We start from the raw sequence: 17,854 nt of genomic DNA, 5'->3' as shown, positions 1-17,854 counted from the left end.
TAATGCCCAACAAGTATCTAACCCTCACGCTGCTGCTGCTGGCAGTGCTTGTTTTCTGCGGCTGCTCCAAGGATATGGAGCAGGAGGGAGTGGTTGCCACGGTCAACGGCAAACCAATCTATCTTGCCCAGCTCGAGGCTCTTTATGATTTGAACAACCTGAGTTGGTCGGGCGGCATGGTACCAGCCGTTGACGCGTTACGGGAAGACTACGGCAATGTACTTTCCCGTCTTATCGTCAACGAGTTGGTTGATCAGGCGCTTGCCCGTGTCGGACTGAGTGTGACGGATGCTGATGTGACGGCGGCCGAGGCCACGATCAGGGCGGATTACCCTGAAGGCCAGTTCGAAAAAACGCTTGTCGAAGAGTATATTGATATCGAAGTCTGGCGCTCCCGACTTCGTCAGCAGCTGGCCATGGAGACTCTTAAGTCTGACATCCTGCGTCCCCGTATCAAGCTGACTTCTCAGGAAGCGGAAGCGTACTACAAGGCCAATCTGGCTGACTTCTATCTTCCTCCCCGTGTCCGGTTTCTTCATATTTCCGGCGCAGACAGGGAGCATGTTTCCAAGGCGCGGGAAATGTGGCTTGGGGGCACTTCTGTTGATGAAATTCTGAGTTCGTTTGATGGGATTGCCATCAGGGAACTGCGCATGCGGGTCAACATGATGCCTGTGAACTGGAAGTCCACGTTCGATAAGCTCAAGGAAGGAGAATCCAGCGCGGTGTTTTCCGGCGATAACGGTTTTGAGGTGCTTGTTCTGCTGGAAAATCTTCCGGAAAAGGTGCTTGGCCCCTCGCATGCTTATCCTCTTGTTGAAAAGGTGCTGCTTGAGCAGAAGCTTCAGGCCGAGTTTGACGAGTGGCTCAAATCTGAGCTGGCCAAGGCTGATATCCGTATTTCAAGCCTGCTTCTGCATTCCGCAGAAGAGAAAGCTGCAGAAGAGAAGGCCGCAGACGGGGCGGCGAAAGGGAAGGAAGTTCCTTCCGCCGGACAGGACGCTAAAGCGCAATGAGCCGTTGCGGTACAATCTTACCGCAATCCTGCAATGTTCACGGCAGGTTCCGTGAACTGTCGGTATTTTTTTCGTAATGTTGCATAACAATTGGAAACAGATTACACGAATCGTAAGCTGATGATGCGTTGCTGTTATGGTGTGGAAATAACCGTAACCCTTTGTAGCGACAACGTATGTTTTTCTTAACCATTGTCTTCTGGGAGTGGCCTTTGTCTTCCAATTTCAAGACCTTTCGAACTTTGCTCATCTATCCCCTCATTCTTGCCGTGCTGACTTTGAGCGCAGGACAAGCTGGGGCTGAAGCCGTTTTCAACAAGATCGTCGCCTTTGTTAACGGCTCGATCATCACACAATATGATGTACAGGAGGCCGTAGCGCCTGACCTTCTGAAGGCCGGACTTTCCCGTACGAACCCCGCAGATGCTGACCATGTTTATGCCATCGAGAAGAGAATGCTGGATGCCATGATTACGGACGAGCTTTTTTCGCAGGAAGCGGAGCGCTACAAGCTGACCGTCAAGGATGCCGAAGTGGAAAATGAGGTCCGCAAGCTGGCGCAGCGCAGCAACATGAGCCTTGAGCAGGTCAAGGAACAGATGCGGAAAGACGGCGTCTCCTACGATATGTTTTTTGAGAAAATCCGCAGAAGCATCGTTCGTACCCGACTCATCAACTTCATGGTCAGCCGCAAGGTCGTGGTGACCAAGGAAGATGTGCAGGCTTACTACGAACAGCATGCGTCGGAATTTTCCAGTGAACGCAAGGCTACAGTGAAGATGCTTGTCTTTGCTCCCAATGCCGACAAAGCAAAGACCATTGCCATGATTCGTGAGGGCAAGCTGTCTTTTGAAGATGCAGTGAAGATGTTCTCCATCGGTCCGGCCAAGGATAACGGTGGCCTTCTCGGCGATCTGGCATGGAAGGACATTTCTGCCGATTGGCGCAGCGCTCTTGAGCCCCTCTCTGCAGGGCAGGTGGCCGAGCCTTTTGAACAGGACGGCGCCACTATTCTGCTGAAGCTGGATAAGGCGACCAATGGCGATCTGCTTCCGCTTGAAGAAGTGTACAGCACCATTGAGAACACCCTGCGTCAGCCCATGCTGGAAGCGCGTTTTGGTGAATACACCACCAAGTTGCGTGAAAAGGCTGTGGTTAAAATCAATCTGTAATCCTTCAACATCCGACTCTTCGGAGGCGTAATGACTTCAATGACCGAATTGGGGGCTCTTCTGCAACAGGAGAGAGAACTCAGGGGGCTTTCGCGCGAGGACGTCTCGCGAAATATCAAAGTAGCCATACGGACACTGAAAGCATTGGAGAGCGGGGATCTGGAGGAACTGCCCCATCTTGTCTATACCAAGGGATTCGTGAAGTCCTACGCGCGATTGGTCGGGCTTAATCCCGATGAACTTGGCGCTGCCGTGGATGCGATCTATCTTGAAGCCTACGGTGAGCCGGAAGATCCGGAACCGGTGTATACGAGCAAGAATGTTCAACCTTCATCTTCCGGTCTGATTTGGGTTCTGGCCATCGTTTTGGTGCTGGGGGTCGTTGCCGGAGGTGGGTGGTATTTCCTTTTTCGCACCCCTGCGACTCCTGCTGTAGTGGCAGGCGAATCGCTCCCTGCTGAATCTGTCCAGCCTGCACCGGCTGTTGTTGAGCCGTCGGCTGTGCAGCAGTCTCCCTCTGTGGTGGACGCTCCTGCTGCGGGCGAGCCTGTTTCTCCGGACGTGCCGGCTGAGAATTCTGAAAGTGTAGTGTCGCAGGAATCTGCTGCTGAGTCCGCTCCATCTGCCGTCGTTGCTCCTGAAGCTGTTCAGCCCGAGGCTGAACCTTCTGTTGCCATTGCAGTATCTGCAGGGGAGGAGGCTGTTGCCGTGGTTGAACCTCCGGCGGAAGAGCCCGCAGAGGTTCCCGCCATTGAGAAGCCAATCGTTGCAGCAAAGCCTGAGGTGGAGCCTTCGGCTGACGCTGGGCACGTGAGTGTGGTGACGAGCGGCTCTGCCATGCAGGATGTTGCGATCAACAAGGGGGGCGGCGAACAGAAGATCACCCTTTCCGCATCGGCAGAATGCTGGGTTGAAGCATGGGGAGAACGCTTTGAACGCAAGGAAATGTACCTGCGTTCCGGCCAGAAGTTTGTTCTGCGTTTCCCCAAAACGCTTACTCTTCGTTTGGGCAACTCCGGCGGCGTTGCTCTTGCGCTCAACGGCAAGAACGTCAAGCTTGACGGTGCTGACGGCAAGGTGCTGACCGTGAATTTTATCCAGTCCCGTTAGTCCTGATGGATTTTACGGATAAAGGAATCATCCTCCGCATCGGGCGGTTTAAGGAAGCGGACCTGTGGGTCCGCTTTTTGTCTCCGGAGCGTGGCATATTCACGGCCTTCGCATTTGGCGGTTGCCGCAGCAGGCAGCGCTTCAGCGGCTGTCTGGATCACCTGAATCAGGTGCTCTTCAGGGTAAAGGGAAGTCGCATGGCTGCCTACAACAGCCTTGAGGAGGGCACGCTTCTTCGTTCTCCGGTGCGCTTGCGTACGGACCTGCAGCGACTGGGGCTGGCCGTGAACTGCCAGAAATTCATAGAGGCTATGGGGGTTTCGGCAGAAGGAGCTCAGTCTGCATTTTCGCTCTTTGAAGGAATACTTGAGCTTCTGCAGGATGTTGATCAGGTTGATCCGCTTCTGCCGTTGCTTTTTCGCGCCCGTTTTGCCTTTGATCAAGGGTATCGGCCGGAGACAGGGCATTGTATGCAATGCGGTACCCCCATAGGCGAGGGGGGCGGCGTGTTCCATGTGCAAGAGGGCGTATTGTTTTGTGGAAATTGCACAGCGCCTTCGGGACCTCGCTTCAGAATGGGTAACGAAGCACTTGACGCTTTGCGATTTGTGCAGGACAATCCACCGCTTTGCTGGTCTTCTCTTTTGCTGTCGCCAAGAGCCCGCAAAGAGATTACCCGTGCCGTGGACGGCTTCATCCAGTTCCATATAGGGCTGGCGTGGGAAAAAGGCATGTTCCGGCGCGTTTAGGCGCAATGAGACCTTGTCTCTGCCGCCTTTGTTTTTGACCACAACAACACGGTTACTACGTGTATAGAATATTGACTTCAGGGGATCATCATGCACTTCCAAAACGTTATTCTCACCCTGCAGAACTTCTGGTCCGAGCAGGGCTGCGTGCTTGCACAGCCGTTTGATGTCGAATGCGGTGCGGGCACTTTCAACCCCGCGACTTTCCTGCGCGTTATCGGCCCTGAGCCGTGGAATGTCGCGTATGTGGAGCCTTCCCGCCGTCCGACGGATGGACGCTATGGGGAGAACCCCAACCGCCTGCAGCACTACTTTCAGTTTCAGGTCATTCTGAAGCCTTCTCCCGATAATATTCAGGAGTTGTACCTTGAAAGCCTGAAGGCTCTGGGCATTGATCCCGCCGTTCATGACATTCGTTTCGTTGAAGACGACTGGGAATCTCCCACGCTCGGCGCGTGGGGGCTTGGCTGGGAAGTGTGGCTGAATGGCATGGAGGTTACGCAGTTCACCTATTTCCAGCAGGTTGGCGGCATTGACCTTTTCCCCACCAGCGTGGAAATCACCTACGGTCTGGAGCGTCTGTGCATGTACCTGCAGGGCAAGGAGTCGGTGTACGACCTCATGTACAATGACAAGGTGACCTACGGGAACGTGTATCATCAGAACGAAGTGGAAATGTCCAAGTACAACTTTGAACTCAGCGACGCAGGTATGCTGCTGAATCTGTTCAATATGTACGAAGGCGAGTGCAAGCGCCTGTGTGAAGAGGGTGTGGCCTGGCCCGCATACGACTACTGCCTGAAGTGTTCCCATACCTTCAACCTGCTGGATGCCCGTGGCGCCATCTCCATCACCGAACGCACCGGCTACATCGGTCGCGTCCGCGCTCTGGCATCTGCAGTGGCACGTCTCTACGCCAAGCAGCGTGAAGACCTCGGGTATCCCATGCTGCCCAAGACCGAAACCAAGTAAGCCCACAGGAAGAGCATATCATGTCCGTATTTGTGTTGGAAATCGGCACCGAAGAGTTGCCCGCCCGCTTCCTGCCCGGGCTGGAAAAGGAATTGAAGGATAGGCTTGCCGCCTTTCTGACGGAATCGCATGTTGATTTCGAATCCGTCATCGTGGAATCCACTCCCCGCCGCGCGGTAGCCACCGTTGCCGGTATTTCCGCCATTCAGAATGAGGCGGAGGAAGTGGTTTCCGGTCCGCCTGTCAGAATCGCCTATGACGCGGAAGGCAAGCCCACCAAGGCAGCTGAAGGTTTCGCCAAGACGCAGGGCGTTGACCTTGCCGATGCTTTTACCCTGAAGACCGACAAGGGCGAGTACCTTGCCGTGCGTAAGAAGATTGGCGGCGCCCGCACTGTTGACCTGCTTTCGGAAGGGTGTCCCGCCATCATCGGCGCGCTGCCTTTCCCCAAGAAGATGAAGTGGGGCAGCCTTGAATACACGTATGCGCGCCCCCTGCGCTGGGTGCTCTCCATGTTTGACGATCAGGTCGTTCCCTTCTCTTTAGCCGACCTTGCCGCGGGCAACACCACTCGCGGCCACCGTGTGCATGGCCCCGGTCCCTTTGCCGTGGCGCATGCTGAAAAGTTTGCTGATGTCGTGCGCGAACAGTGTGCCGTCACCCTCTCCGGTGCCGAGCGTCGTGCCCGAATTGTAGAGGAGGGCAATGCCCTTGCCGCTGCCATCGGTGGCACCGTGCTCTGGAAGGATAGCCTGCTGGACGAAGTGCAGGGGCTTTCCGAGCATCCCGTGCCCTGTCTGGGCGGCTTTGATCCTTCCTTCCTCGAACTGCCCAAGGAAGCTCTGCTGACCAGCATGCAGAGCCACCAGAAAAGCTTCGGCCTTGAAGACAAGGATGGCAATCTGCTGCCGTACTTCCTGACCGTGCTGAACATCACGCCCAAGGATATGGACGTGGTGCGCAAGGGCTGGGAACGCGTGCTGCGTGCCCGCCTTGAAGACGGCCGCTTCTTCTGGCGCAATGACCTGAAGAACAGTTTTGATGCATGGCTTGCCAAGCTCGATAACGTCATCTTCCTTGCGCCTCTGGGTTCCATGGGTAACAAGACTCGCCGCCTGTCCACTCTCTGCGGTGCGCTGGCTGAATCCGTAGACGCCGCTCTGAAGGCCGATGCCGAAAGGGCAGGGCGTCTTTCCAAGGCCGATCTCGTTTCCGAGATGGTCTACGAATTCGACAGCCTGCAGGGTATTATGGGTGGCATCTACGCCCGCAAGATGGGTGAAAACGAGGTGGTTGCGCAGGCCATTGCAGAACAGTATCTGCCGGCCGGCCCTGATACCCCCGTGCCTTCTTCCCCCTGCGGTGCGTTGCTTTCCATTGCTGACAAGGCAGATACCATGGCCGGCTGCTTCGGTCTGGGCATGATTCCCACCGGTGCGGCAGACCCATACGCTCTGCGCCGTTGCTGCCTTGGCATTACCCGCATCATGTTGGACAGAAACATCCGTGTTGCTGCCCGTGACATCTTCCGTGCCGCACAGGCTGGATATGGTGATGCGATCAAGTGGAAGCTTGCTCCTGAAGAAGCTCTTGAGAAGATGGTCGAGTTCTTCAACCTGCGTCTCAAGAACTACTTTGTTTCGCAGGGCTATGAGACCCTGCTGGTGGAATCCGCACTTAATGCCGGTTCCGGCGATATCTGTGATGCCGCTGCCCGCCTTAAGGCGCTGGATGCCTTCAGCAAGTCCGAAGGGTTCGCGCAGGCCGTTCTTACCTTCAAGCGTGCGGCCAACATCATCCGCAAGCAGGGTGAGGAGGCAGGTGTGGCTCTTTCCGGCGTAGTGGATAGCGCTTTGCTCGAAGATGATGCCGAAAAGGCGTTGAGCGAGGCTCTCAAGGCCGTAGAACCCAGATTCGAAAGCCTGTGGCAGGCCGGTGACTTTGATGCGCTGTTTGGTCTGCTCGGTGAGCTGCGTCCGACCGTGGATGCCTTCTTCGACAATGTCATGGTCATGTGCGACGATGCGGCAGTGCGTAGCAACCGTCTGAATCTGCTGACCGCCCTGGTGCAGAAGCTCGGACGTCTTGCAGACTTCGCAGCGCTGCAGATGTAAAAAATACTTTCGCCGGTCAGGGTTTTTGCGGAAAATTACCCTGACTGGTGATTAAAATTTGGATAATGCTTGACATGCTGGGGGTTGCAGCGTAATGAACTGCCTTCCCGTGTTCCAGTAATTGTCATTAAGATTCTTACATACAAGTCTTTCGGAGGATTTATCGTGGCTAACCACAAGTCTGCCCTTAAGCGGCATCGCCAGAGCCTGAAGCGCGCTGCTCGTAATCGCGCAATGAAGACCCGTGTCCGTAACACTGTTAAGGCTGTTCGCGCAGCTGTACAGCTCAAGGACAAGGACCAGGCTGCTGTCCTGCTCGGCACCGCAACGTCCGTTCTGGACAAGGCTGCCACCAAGGGTGTTATTCATTGGCGTAATGCCGCTCGTAACATTTCTCGTCTGAGCAAGGCCGTTTCTGAGATCTAGTACGCCTTGCAAGAATACGTTTGCAAAGAGGCCCGCTTTATTGCGGGCTTTTTTGTTTTGTCTGCCACTATCCTTACGAGTTGAGGGTTTCGCCAACCTTGCAGTGATACACGCAATTTGGTAATAGTCGCGAGATTGCTCAATCCGCCAAAGTCCGATCACGGTGCGTCATGGCTGTTCCATGAAGCATGTGGCCGGTGTGAGAGGGGCCTCATGCAACCATGGGCCGCATCTCTCCGTCCCGGCTTTGGTCATACCCGGGGGAAACGCCAATCATGGGTTTTTTCAGTCGTGCGCCGCGAGTTGAACAACTCAAGGTGGTCATTGTCGGAGCGGGTGAAGTGGGGTACCACATTGCCCACCGTCTTGCTCAGGAGAGCAAGGAAGTGGTCATTATTGACCAGAGTGCCGAAGCTCTTCGCCGAGTTTCTGAAGTGCTGGACGTACAGACCTTCCAAGGGTCCGGTTCCAGCCCGGTTGTCCTCTCCGATGCCGGAGTTATGGATGCCGATATTTTTCTTGCCGTAACGGACAGCGATGAAATCAACATCATCTCCTGTCTTTTCGCCAATGCCATCTCTCCGGATTCCATCAAGATTGCCCGTATCCGTAACGAGGAATACAACCTCTATCAGGATGCTCTTACCAACAAGCCTCTGAATATCTCCACCATCATCAATCCCGAGATTGAAGTCATCAAGGCCATTGACCGCATGCTGGCCGTGCCCGGTGCCGTGGATTTCAGCGAGTTTGCGGAAGGGCGCGTCAAACTTGTAGGCATACGGGTTGAAAAAGGGCCGCTCGTGGGCAAAAAGCTCATGGCCTTCCGCGAGATTGTGCCGGACACCAATGTGCTTATCGCTGCCATTGTCCGCGGCGAAGACCTCATAATTCCCAGCGGCCGTGATGAGATTGTGGCAGGCGACGTCGTCTATTTCGCCTGCAAGGACACAAGTCTGGAAGCCGTGCGCAAGGTTTGCGGTCGTAATATCGACCCCGTGCGCGACGTGCTCATCATCGGCGGCGGCAATATAGGACTGCGTCTGGCCGTGCTGTTTGAACGCAAAGGTCTGCACGTGAAGCTTGTGGATCGTAGCGAGTCGCGCTGCCAGTATCTGGCCGAGAAGTTGAACTCTACGCTGGTTCTGCGCGGAGACGGAACGGATCAGGATTTTCTGCGCGAGGAGAATGTGGGGGAGATGGACGTGGTTATCTCCCTGACTTCCGACGAGGAGACAAATATCCTTTCCTCGCTGCTAGCCAAGAACCTTGGTGCCAAAAAGACGGTCACCCGTGTGAACAAGGTGGCATATCAGCCTCTGGTAAACGCCATTGGCATTGACCACTCGGTTTCGCCGCGTCTCTCTGCAGTGAACTCCATTCTGCACCATATCCGTCGGGGCAAGGTACTTTCTTCCGTTTCCATTCGGGGAGAGGGAGCCGAAGCGCTCGAAGCCATTGCACAGGCAGATTCGGAATTGGTAGGCAAACCGGTGAAGGATCTTCCCTTCCCGCGGGGCACACTGCTCTTGGCCATCGTTCGTGGCAAGGATGTGGTCATACCCAGCGGCGACAGTATGGTGCAACCTGAGGACCGAATCATCATCCTGACCACGCGCGAAAATGTTTCCCGCGTGGAGCAGGCGCTGACGGTAACCTTGAAGCAACTGTAAGCTGATATGCGATTTACATATTGCCTCTATGTCATTGGCGCCCTTGTGGTTTCCGTCGGGCTGACCATGCTGTTTCCCATCGGCTGGGCTCTGTACTATCAGGACTCTGGTCTGTGGCCATTGGTTCAGGCCATGTTCATCTCGGTAGTGGCGGGCCTGCTGTTGTTTCTTGCGTTCAGGCGCAAGGACAAACAGATCATGAATCATCGCGAAGGCATGACAATTGTTGCCCTCGGCTGGCTCGGTGCAGGGCTTGCGGGGGCTTTGCCCTTTCTGCTGGCAGATGTGTTTCCCACCTGGACCGACTGTGTGTTTGAATCCATTTCCGGTTTCACGACTACCGGTTCCAGCGTCATGACGGACATAGAGGCAACCCCGAAGAGCATTCTCATGTGGCGCAGTCTCACGCACTGGCTTGGCGGCATGGGGATTATCGTCATGTCTCTGGCCATCCTGCCTTTCCTTGGAGTCGGCGGCATGCAGCTCTATAAGGCTGAGGTGCCCGGCCCTGTACCGGACAAGCTCAAGCCCCGTATCAAGGATACGGCCATGGTGCTCTGGAAGGTCTATGTGGGCATTTCCGTCGCACAGTGCCTGCTGCTCATGGTTGGCGGAATGACCTTGTTTGACGCCATCTGCCACACGTTCGGCACCATGGCGACGGGTGGTTTCTCCACCAAGAATGCTTCGGTCGGACACTACGACAGCGCCTACATCCACTGGGTGATCACCATTTTCATGTTCATCGCCGGAGCCAACTTCTCTCTGCATTACAGGGCGCTTCTGGGCGATGTGCGTTGTTTCTGGAAGGATTCCGAATTCCGTTTCTACACAGTCACCACGATCATTTTTACCGGGTTGATTGCCGTCTATATCTACGGGCGCAACGCAACCGGCGTGGCTGAATCCCTGCAGTATGCCGCGTTTCAGGTGGTTTCCATCTGCACGACAACCGGTTTTGCCACGGCGGACTACGAATTGTGGCTGCCTTTCCCGCAGGCGCTTCTGCTATTTCTCATGTTTCTTGGCGGCTGCGCCGGTTCAACGGGCGGTGGTATCAAGTGCATGCGTGTCCTGTTGTTGCTGAAGCAGGGCTACCATGAGCTTTTCAGGCTGGTGCACCCCAGAGCGGTAAAGCACATCAAGCTGGGGGGGCGTATTGTACCTGCTGAGGTCATGTCCGGCATATGGGGCTTTTTCATCCTCTATGTGGCACTCTTTGTAGTTTCAAGCTTCCTGCTCTCTGCGCTGGGTATTGATGTGCTGACGGCCTTTGCGGCAGTGGCGGCCTGTATCGGCAACATTGGCCCCGGTCTTGGGACTGTAGGCCCTGCGGAGAACTTTGCGCATCTGCCTTTGGCGGCCAAATGGATTCTCACATGGTGCATGTTGCTTGGCCGTCTTGAGATTTACACTGTATTCATCCTTTTTGTGCCGGAGTTCTGGCGTAAGTAGGCTTGAGTATCCAGCAGGATCCCAGAAAGAACACGCCCTGCCGTTAATCGCGGCAGGGCGTGTTTTTGTACCTGTTCACCGTCGTCAGAAGCGAACTGTTCTTGTCATTAATCAGGAAGAATGCCGCTATGGGCGTTGAAGGGAAGGGGGGCGAAGACGTTGGGATTGTGCGATTTACGCAAAATATGAAACGCCCCGTCGATAATCGGCGGGGCGTTTTTTTTATGATTCCAGTTCGGATTCGACGCGATACTTTCTGTAGAGCCGGTATCCCAGCAGGCTGGATATGATCATGAGCAGCGCGCTGACTGTAGTGCGCCAGACTGGGTCCACATTAACGCCGCTGCCCAGAAGGGCGAAGATGAACGTCTGGGGGATGTAGCCCAGCGTGGAGCCGCCGAGAAAGGACAGGGAGGATATGGAGGTGATGCCTGCCAGCAGGTTGGTCAGAATATTGCTGCCCACAGGCAGCAGACGGATGACCACGGTCATCTGGAAGGGCTCGCGTTGTAGGAAGGCGTTGAGCTTGGCTGTTTTTTTGCCCAGCTTGCGTTCGATGGCTGCTCGTCCGGCGTAGCGGGCATAATAGAACGCCACGGCACAGCCGAGGGCGGTTCCCACGGTACCCATAACAGTTCCGGTCACTGCGCCGAAGACGTATCCTGCAAAGAAGCTGATCATCTGTCTGGGGAAGCCTGCTGCGGTAAAGCCTGCGGCAATGGCCAGAAAGAGGACATAGCCGGAAAGGCCTTGGTCGCGGATGTGGACATCCATCCAGTGCTTGTCCAGCACTTCGTTCAGCCCGGAAACTCTGAACAGATATATGACGGCTGCCAGCACCGCGAATATGAAGAAGGCCTTGAGGATGGCCTTTCTGGTCTTGGCGTTGATCAATCTATGTATCCTTGTCTTGTCTCAGGTAATGATTGTACCGGATTCCGGCGTTGAAAGTCGGTATGGAAAAAGAAGGCCAGAAGTATTTGTCCTGCAAGGGTGACAGGATCTCTGTCCATTACGGCAGGGAGTCCGATCAGTATGCATGAGCTCTGGGAGACGGCGAGCCAGAGCCGGTCACAGGTGGACGCAACTGCAGTCGCGTTGCCTTTTTTCGCATACCTGAAAGGAGCGGGGAAGGGAACACGGCTACGGACGGATTGGATGATAATCCGAATGACAGAGGCGGCCTGCAGAGCCGCCCCGAGAAGTGTGCTTGTCCATTGCAGCCAGAATTCCATTCGGTATCCTGCGCCTTGTCCGGTTACTTCTGTTCTTTGATCGTGTACCGGAAGGAGCGTCTCTGCATCCAGCGGATCGCAAGCAGATCGAAGAAGGTAGCCTTGGTACGATCCCATACGCCATACTTGGAAACACCGTGCTGGCGTGCCCTGTGGTTGACGCGGATTTCGGAAACAGTGGCTCCCTGCATCTTCATCAGCGTGGGCAGGAAACGGTGCATGCCCGTGAACATGGGAATGCTCTGCGCCATGCTGGTTCGCATCACCTTGAGCGAGCAGCCGGTATCCTTCACGGTTTCGTTGCTCAGGCGGTTGCGGATGCCGTTGCCGATCTTGGAGACGATCTTCTTTACAATGGAGTCCTGACGCTTGGCGCGCCAGCCGATGACCATGTCAAAGCCGCGCTCGTACTCCTTGAGCATGGCAGGAATATCGGCAGGGTCATTCTGAAGATCGGCGTCCATGGTGACGACAACATCACCGGTTGCTGCATCGAAGCCGGCCTTGAAGCCTGCGGACTGGCCGCAGTTCTGGGCAAAGGCTACGTAGCGGACGGTGCTGTGCTTTTCCGCAAGCTGACGCATGACCTCAAGGCTTCTGTCCTTGCTGCCGTCATCCACAAAGATGACATGCCAGTCCTTGTCGGTGCGCGACATGGCGCGATCGATTTCGGCGAACAGAATGGGGAGGTTGTCTTCTTCGTTATATACGGGAACAACTATGGAGATTGAATTGATTGTTGTCATAACCGGGCACTAATAGCGAATTGGCCGATTAATGTAAATCAGTGATTGACAGTTCTGCCGCTTCAACGTAAACCCCCTTTCACACGTGACGCGGGGTGGAGCAGCTCGGTAGCTCGTCGGGCTCATAACCCGAAGGCCGTAGGTTCAAATCCTGCCCCCGCTACCAAGAGAATCTGGGTTCGACAGAAATGTCGGACCCTTTTTCATTTGTGTATCGGACGACCTCCCGCTTGTGGCTTTCTTCAGACGGCTGTGCGGTGCCCCTATCATGGCGCCTGTTCGAGCGTGTTTACCGTTCACCGAGCATATTCTACCGTTCACCGGAGTAATCACATCACTCCCCATCAATTGTACTCCATACCTTGACAATTCTGCTTTTCTGGAACTACTCTCCCGAAAACAAACGTTTTTCCTGAATAAGAACGGGAACCCACATGCGACATACCACTCAAAACGCCCAAGCATTCATCGCTGACAGCCTGATTCAGGCTGTGGTCGTTCTAGTGGTCGTCGTCAACGTCGTCGTCAACGTCATCGTCTCGCATGGCGTCGGTGCCTCAGCGATGTAACGGGCTCGTTCAGAACAAACTGAAATCAACCCCCGCCAGCGCTCAGGCACCGGTGGGGGTTCTTGTTTGACCCGCCCCCCACCGGTTGAAGAAAACGGGTCAGAAGAGGAGTGCACAATGTTCAGGATGACAGGCGCAGAGCTTACCATACAGCTGCTTGAACGGCAGGGCGTGCGTATCATTTCCGGCATCCCCGGTGGTGCGAACCTGCCTTTGTACGATGCGCTTTCCCGCAGTACCCATATTCATCATGTTCTGGCCCGTCATGAGCAGGGGGCAGGCTTCATCGCGCAGGGCATGGCGCGAGTTACCGGCAGCCCCGCAGTCTGTTTTGCAACCTCCGGTCCCGGAGTGACCAACATTCTTACCGCCATTGCGGATGCGAAGCTGGACTCGGTTCCCGTCATCTGCATCACCGGACAGGTGCCCAGCCCCTTGATGGGCACGGATGCTTTTCAGGAAGTGGACACCTACGGCATGAGCATTCCCATCACCAAGCACAATTTCCTTGTACGTTCGGGTGAGGAACTGCTTTCTGTCATTCCCGAAGCCTTCCGGATTGCCTCCTCGGGACGACCCGGTCCGGTATTGATCGACATTCCCCGCGACATTCAGGTGGGCGAAGTTTCCTTTGCCAAGTGGCCTGAAGCCGGAGACGCCGATCCTGCGCCCCGTGCCTTTGATGCTGATCTGGAAGCTGCCGCAGGCATGATCAACGCTGCAAAGCGCCCTGTGCTGTGGGTTGGCGGCGGTGTTGTGGCCGGTGGCGCCAGTGACAGAATTCTTGAACTGGCCACCAAGTCGTCCATGCCGGTGACCATGACTTTGATGGGCCTTGGGGCCATTCCCAAGGATCATCCGCTGTCCATTGGTATGCTGGGCATGCATGCTGAGCGCTATACGAACATGGCGCTGGAAGCCTGCGATCTCATCATCGCGGCCGGGGTGCGCTTTGACGACCGGGCAACGGGTAAGGTGCAGGAATTCTGTCCCACGGCCAAGGTTATCCACATAGACATCGATCATAGCGAGATCGACAAGATCCGCACGGCATCTGTCGGCATTCTCGGTGACATTGCCGATGTCATGGATGCCCTGTTGCCCAAGGTGCAGAAGAACCCCCGTGCCGAGTGGCTGGACTTCATTTCTGCGCTTCGCAACGCGTTCCCGCAGCAGGCACCGCTTGAAGGCGGTTATGAAAGCCCTCAGAAGCTCATCCGCCGTATTGGCGAACTGGTGGACGACAACACCATCGTCTGCACCGACGTGGGCAAGCACCAGATGTGGACGGCGCAAAGCTATCCCTTCAAGCAGGAGCGCCAGTGGCTTACCTCCGGCGGCCTCGGCACCATGGGTTTTGGTCTTCCGGCAGCCATTGGTGCATCTCTGGCAGCTCCCGAGCGCAAGGTTGTGTGTTTCAGCGGTGACGGCAGCCTGCTGATGAATATTCAGGAATTTGCTACGGCGGCCGAGCAGCGCGTGAACGTGACCGTGGTGTTGCTGAACAACAACTGCCTCGGGCTGGTACACCAGCAGCAGGAGCTGTTCTTCAAGGCGAATTACTTCTCCTCTGAATACCAGATTGCAGTGGATTTCATGAAGATTGCCGAAGGCTTCGGCTGGCGCACCGTTGATCTGGCCAAGAGCGAAGATCCCGACGCCGACCTGAAGGATGCCTTTGCCCAGCGCGGACCGTGCCTTGTGCATGTGCCTGTGAGCAGGGAGGAAAAGGTATTGCCCATGGTTCCCCCCGGAGCGGCCAACCGCATGATGATTGAAGGAGAAGCCAATGCCTAATCAGATTGCCCGTACGGTTCTTGATGTAACGGTGAGCAACCACCCCGGCGTTATGTCGCATGTGTGCGGCCTCTTCTCCCGCCGCGCCTTCAACGTGGAAGCCATTCTCTGTCTGCCGGTGAATGGCGGCGAGGTCAGCCGCATCTGGCTGCTCGTGAATGAGGATGACCGTCTTGAGCAGATGATCCGTCAGATGCGCAAGCTGCAGGACGTGCACGACGTGCGCGTTAGCAGTGAACATACGGCCGTGTTCAGTCAGCTCGGCACCGTGATGGCACAGTAGTCGTCGTGTAGCGAAGCATGCAAAAAGCCCCCTGCGATTGCAGGGGGCTTTTATTGTACCCATAGGTATGTAACGAACGAGGGAACTAGGCGAGCTGGGCGAGAAGGGTTTCCTTGATGGAATCAATGGTGCCTTCACCGTTCAGTTCGATGTACTTGGTCTCACCCTTGGCAGCGAGATCCTTGTAGAAGTAGGCAGCAGCGAGGGTGCCGTCTTCGGTGTTGTAGTAGATGTCATGACGCTTGTTGATGGCACCCTCGTCCTGGTCGTCAGCACGGGAGGACAGATCACCGCCACATACACGGCAAACGTCGCCGTTGGGCTTGATAGCGTCGATGAAGATGTTGTTGGGGTGGTTGTTGTCGTTCTTGCAGAGACGACGACCCATGATGCGGTTCTTGGCAACTTCGCGGGGCAGGAGGATTTCGATAACGTAATCCAGCTTGATGCCTTCAGCCTGCAGAGCGTCGTACAGCTTCTCGGCCTGAACCATGTTGCGGGGGAAACCGTCGAGCAGCCAGCCGTTGGGACCAGCACCCTTCAGGGTTTCCAGAACCATGGGAATGGTGATGTCGTCCGGTACGAGGTCGCCGCGGTCGATGTATTCCTTGGCCTTCTTGCCGAGTTCGGTGCCGCCGCCGATGTGCTGACGGAAGATTGCACCGGATTCGATGTGGTCAAGGTCGTATTTTTTCTTCACCAGAGCACCCTGGGTGCCCTTGCCGCTGCCGTTAGGTCCGAAAGTGAGAATGTTCACCTCATTCCTCCTTGTCAAATATTTCACATGCTCTTAGCGTGAAGCAAGACTTACTGTCAACGGCAGGCATGTGAAAAAGCCGGATTATCCCCGTGAAAACAGAATATTTCCGCCTGTGATCGTTGCGGTTTTTCCGCCGGGGAACTGTATGGTTTTGCCCCCTTCATTGCGCAGCCATACGGCATCAAGCTTTTCCAACCCCTCTAAAAGCGCCTGTCCAGTGCCGAGTTTTTCCAGACACCGTTTATACAGCCGTAATCGCAGGGCTTTTCCTGCACTTGCCAAGTGCTTTTTGGGCAGCAGAATATCCTGCTTCTTGTCATAACCGGGGAAAGCGGGAGGAGGAGAAAGCGGGGCTGTTCCTTCTTTATGTTCAGAGAAAGACTCTAGAGAATCTTTCGCAGAAGTTGTTTTCTTCAATGATGAAAGGATGTTCTCTTCAGCGGAGGTCCAGTGTTCCGCATCTGTCCGGGCCAGACGCCATAATCCGGCAATGGATGTGAGAAACGCGGGGTTCTCCCGCAGGAACAGGGGCAGAAAGTCTGCACGAATACGGTTGCGAAGGTAGGCAGGATCGGCATTTGATGCATCTTCGCACCAGCCGATGGCGGATTCTGCAAGAAATGTTTCCAGCTTGTTCCGTTCTGTCACAAGCAGGGGCCGAATGAGCTGTCTATCGGTGCAAAACGCCTCCATACCCCCCAATGCCGGCCAACCTGTACCACGCAGCAGACGCATGAGCACATCTTCCGCCAGATCGTTCAGGTGATGGGCCGTGGCGATAAAGTCGCAGGCATGCTCCTGCCGCGCTTTTTCCAGAAAAGCATAACGGGCGTCGCGGGCCGCTTCCTCAATACCGATGCCGTGTTGCCGTGCCCGTGCTGCTACATCTTCCCTGCCCACAGAGCAGGGTAGATCAAGCAGGGCGCACAGACGGCGGACATGGTCGGCTTCAACAGCGGATTCAGGGCGCAGGCAGTGGTCAAGGTGCGCCACTGTAAGGCGGCAGCCAAGACGGTTTTTCAGACACAGCAGGATGAAGAGCAGGGCAGTGGAATCGCAGCCGCCGGAGCAGGCGATGAGCAGGCCTTTGCCGGTAAGGGCGTTTTTTTCAAGGCCTGAGCCTTCGCGCAGGAATTGCTCCGCCTGCAGACAGAGACGAGCCTGCGCGGGAGTAAGCTCGCGTAAGGATCGGGGGAGGTGTTGCGGTAGCGTAACTGTTTCTGGCGTCATGATGTTCCTTCCGTCGTCCCGGTTCGCCAAGAACCGGCAAGCCCTTGAGCCTGAAGCTTTGTGTTCAGGTTGCCCTCAGCATCTTCGGCGCTGTATGGGCGATACGGCTGGCAGAAATGCACCGGCATCAGTCTGCAAAACGAAGGGACTTTCGACGGAATGGCAGGGAGATGGCTGCCATAACGCTGGCCGGATTATACGTAGATGCCGAGGTCTTTGAGCATGTCGTCCATGTACTGGATCATGTGTGCCCGCAGTTCCGGTGATGGATAGGATACGCAGTCGCAGCGCAGTTTGTTGCGGGCACGGACCAGCAGTTCCATGCGCAGGGAGTCGCCCACTATCTCCAGAGCCATGCAATGCGGGGCACATTCCGTGTGTTCAAGCTGCACTTCGTTGAGCATGTCCTTGGGCAGGGGCAGCCAGTAGATGCCCGGCATGCCGCCGGAAAGTTCCATGGCATCCAGATGGCCCTGAACCTTTTTCAGGTCTTCCGCAGTCAGATCTTCCAGTACGTAGAGTCGCATGCTTTGTCTCCGAATATCAG

At 55.6% G+C, this 17,854-nt stretch carries 17 protein-coding genes and 1 tRNA gene; 13 read left to right on the top strand and 5 right to left on the bottom strand.

What is annotated here, in order from left to right:
* The first annotated feature begins 2 nt into the window (after positions 1 to 2).
* The 9 genes from N1030_RS05165 to N1030_RS05125 all read left to right on the top strand — a co-directional run bounded on the left by N1030_RS05165 (position 3) and on the right by N1030_RS05125 (position 10,687).
* Positions 3 to 1,016, top strand: a complete 1,014-nt coding sequence (locus N1030_RS05165; protein WP_265828109.1) for a peptidylprolyl isomerase — start codon at positions 3 to 5, stop codon at positions 1,014 to 1,016.
* Between the two features lie 212 nt (positions 1,017 to 1,228).
* Complete coding sequence (locus tag N1030_RS05160) at positions 1,229 to 2,188, top strand: peptidyl-prolyl cis-trans isomerase (RefSeq protein ID WP_265828108.1); 960 nt, start codon at positions 1,229 to 1,231, stop codon at positions 2,186 to 2,188.
* 30 nt (positions 2,189 to 2,218) lie between these two features.
* On the top strand, positions 2,219 to 3,298 hold the full coding sequence (locus N1030_RS05155; RefSeq protein WP_265828107.1) for a helix-turn-helix domain-containing protein: 1,080 nt from the start codon (positions 2,219 to 2,221) through the stop codon (positions 3,296 to 3,298).
* Positions 3,299 to 3,303: 5 nt separating this feature from the next.
* Complete coding sequence (gene recO / locus N1030_RS05150) at positions 3,304 to 4,047, top strand: DNA repair protein RecO (protein WP_265828105.1); 744 nt, start codon at positions 3,304 to 3,306, stop codon at positions 4,045 to 4,047.
* A gap of 90 nt (positions 4,048 to 4,137) precedes the next feature.
* A complete protein-coding gene (gene glyQ / locus N1030_RS05145) occupies positions 4,138 to 5,019 on the top strand; it encodes a glycine--tRNA ligase subunit alpha (protein ID WP_265828104.1) in 882 nt (293 codons plus the stop codon).
* A 20-nt stretch (positions 5,020 to 5,039) separates the two neighbouring features.
* On the top strand, positions 5,040 to 7,133 hold the full coding sequence (glyS, locus tag N1030_RS05140) for a glycine--tRNA ligase subunit beta (RefSeq protein ID WP_265828103.1): 2,094 nt from the start codon (positions 5,040 to 5,042) through the stop codon (positions 7,131 to 7,133).
* Positions 7,134 to 7,298: 165 nt separating this feature from the next.
* Positions 7,299 to 7,559 (top strand): 30S ribosomal protein S20, encoded by a 261-nt coding sequence (gene rpsT, locus N1030_RS05135; RefSeq protein WP_265828102.1) that lies wholly within the window; start codon positions 7,299 to 7,301, stop codon positions 7,557 to 7,559.
* Between the two features lie 275 nt (positions 7,560 to 7,834).
* Positions 7,835 to 9,232: a Trk system potassium transporter TrkA gene (gene trkA / locus N1030_RS05130; protein WP_265828101.1), complete on the top strand. Its 1,398-nt coding sequence runs from the start codon at positions 7,835 to 7,837 to the stop codon at positions 9,230 to 9,232.
* A gap of 6 nt (positions 9,233 to 9,238) precedes the next feature.
* Positions 9,239 to 10,687: a TrkH family potassium uptake protein gene (locus tag N1030_RS05125; protein WP_265828100.1), complete on the top strand. Its 1,449-nt coding sequence runs from the start codon at positions 9,239 to 9,241 to the stop codon at positions 10,685 to 10,687.
* 222 nt (positions 10,688 to 10,909) lie between these two features.
* Here the strand turns inward: N1030_RS05125 and N1030_RS05120 are convergent, their stop codons facing one another.
* Together N1030_RS05120 and N1030_RS05115 are read right to left on the bottom strand one after the other, a co-directional pair.
* A complete protein-coding gene (locus N1030_RS05120; RefSeq protein WP_265828099.1) occupies positions 10,910 to 11,581 on the bottom strand; it encodes a TVP38/TMEM64 family protein in 672 nt (223 codons plus the stop codon).
* Between the two features lie 364 nt (positions 11,582 to 11,945).
* Positions 11,946 to 12,668: a glycosyltransferase family 2 protein gene (locus tag N1030_RS05115; protein WP_265828098.1), complete on the bottom strand. Its 723-nt coding sequence runs from the start codon at positions 12,666 to 12,668 to the stop codon at positions 11,946 to 11,948.
* An 89-nt stretch (positions 12,669 to 12,757) separates the two neighbouring features.
* On the opposite strand from N1030_RS05115, the gene N1030_RS05110 reads away from it, so the two are divergent.
* From N1030_RS05110 to ilvN, 4 genes are all read left to right on the top strand, one after another.
* Positions 12,758 to 12,834 (top strand) — tRNA-Met (locus tag N1030_RS05110).
* A 268-nt stretch (positions 12,835 to 13,102) separates the two neighbouring features.
* Positions 13,103 to 13,237: a hypothetical protein gene (locus tag N1030_RS05105; protein ID WP_265828097.1), complete on the top strand. Its 135-nt coding sequence runs from the start codon at positions 13,103 to 13,105 to the stop codon at positions 13,235 to 13,237.
* A 117-nt stretch (positions 13,238 to 13,354) separates the two neighbouring features.
* The gene (gene ilvB, locus N1030_RS05100) at positions 13,355 to 15,034 is read left to right on the top strand and encodes an acetolactate synthase large subunit (RefSeq protein WP_265828096.1); all 1,680 of its coding nucleotides are present in this window, start codon (positions 13,355 to 13,357) and stop codon (positions 15,032 to 15,034) included.
* Positions 15,027 to 15,317, top strand: a complete 291-nt coding sequence (ilvN, locus tag N1030_RS05095; RefSeq protein WP_265828095.1) for an acetolactate synthase small subunit — start codon at positions 15,027 to 15,029, stop codon at positions 15,315 to 15,317. The genes ilvB and ilvN overlap by 8 nt, the downstream gene beginning before the upstream one ends.
* Before the next feature lie 85 nt (positions 15,318 to 15,402).
* Here the strand turns inward: ilvN and N1030_RS05090 are convergent, their stop codons facing one another.
* From N1030_RS05090 to N1030_RS05080, 3 genes are all read right to left on the bottom strand, one after another.
* Positions 15,403 to 16,074, bottom strand: coding sequence for an adenylate kinase (locus N1030_RS05090; protein ID WP_265828093.1), 672 nt, complete (start codon positions 16,072 to 16,074; stop codon positions 15,403 to 15,405).
* Positions 16,075 to 16,158: 84 nt separating this feature from the next.
* A complete protein-coding gene (tilS, locus tag N1030_RS05085) occupies positions 16,159 to 17,307 on the bottom strand; it encodes a tRNA lysidine(34) synthetase TilS (RefSeq protein ID WP_265828091.1) in 1,149 nt (382 codons plus the stop codon).
* Between the two features lie 194 nt (positions 17,308 to 17,501).
* Entirely contained in the window at positions 17,502 to 17,834 is a 333-nt protein-coding gene (locus N1030_RS05080; protein ID WP_265828089.1) for a hypothetical protein, read from the bottom strand.
* Positions 17,835 to 17,854 lie beyond the last annotated feature (20 nt).

The organism is Desulfovibrio mangrovi, assembly GCF_026230175.1.
Classification (GTDB): Bacteria; Desulfobacterota; Desulfovibrionia; order Desulfovibrionales; family Desulfovibrionaceae; genus Halodesulfovibrio; species Halodesulfovibrio mangrovi.
This window is presented reverse-complemented; position numbering and strand designations above follow the sequence as displayed.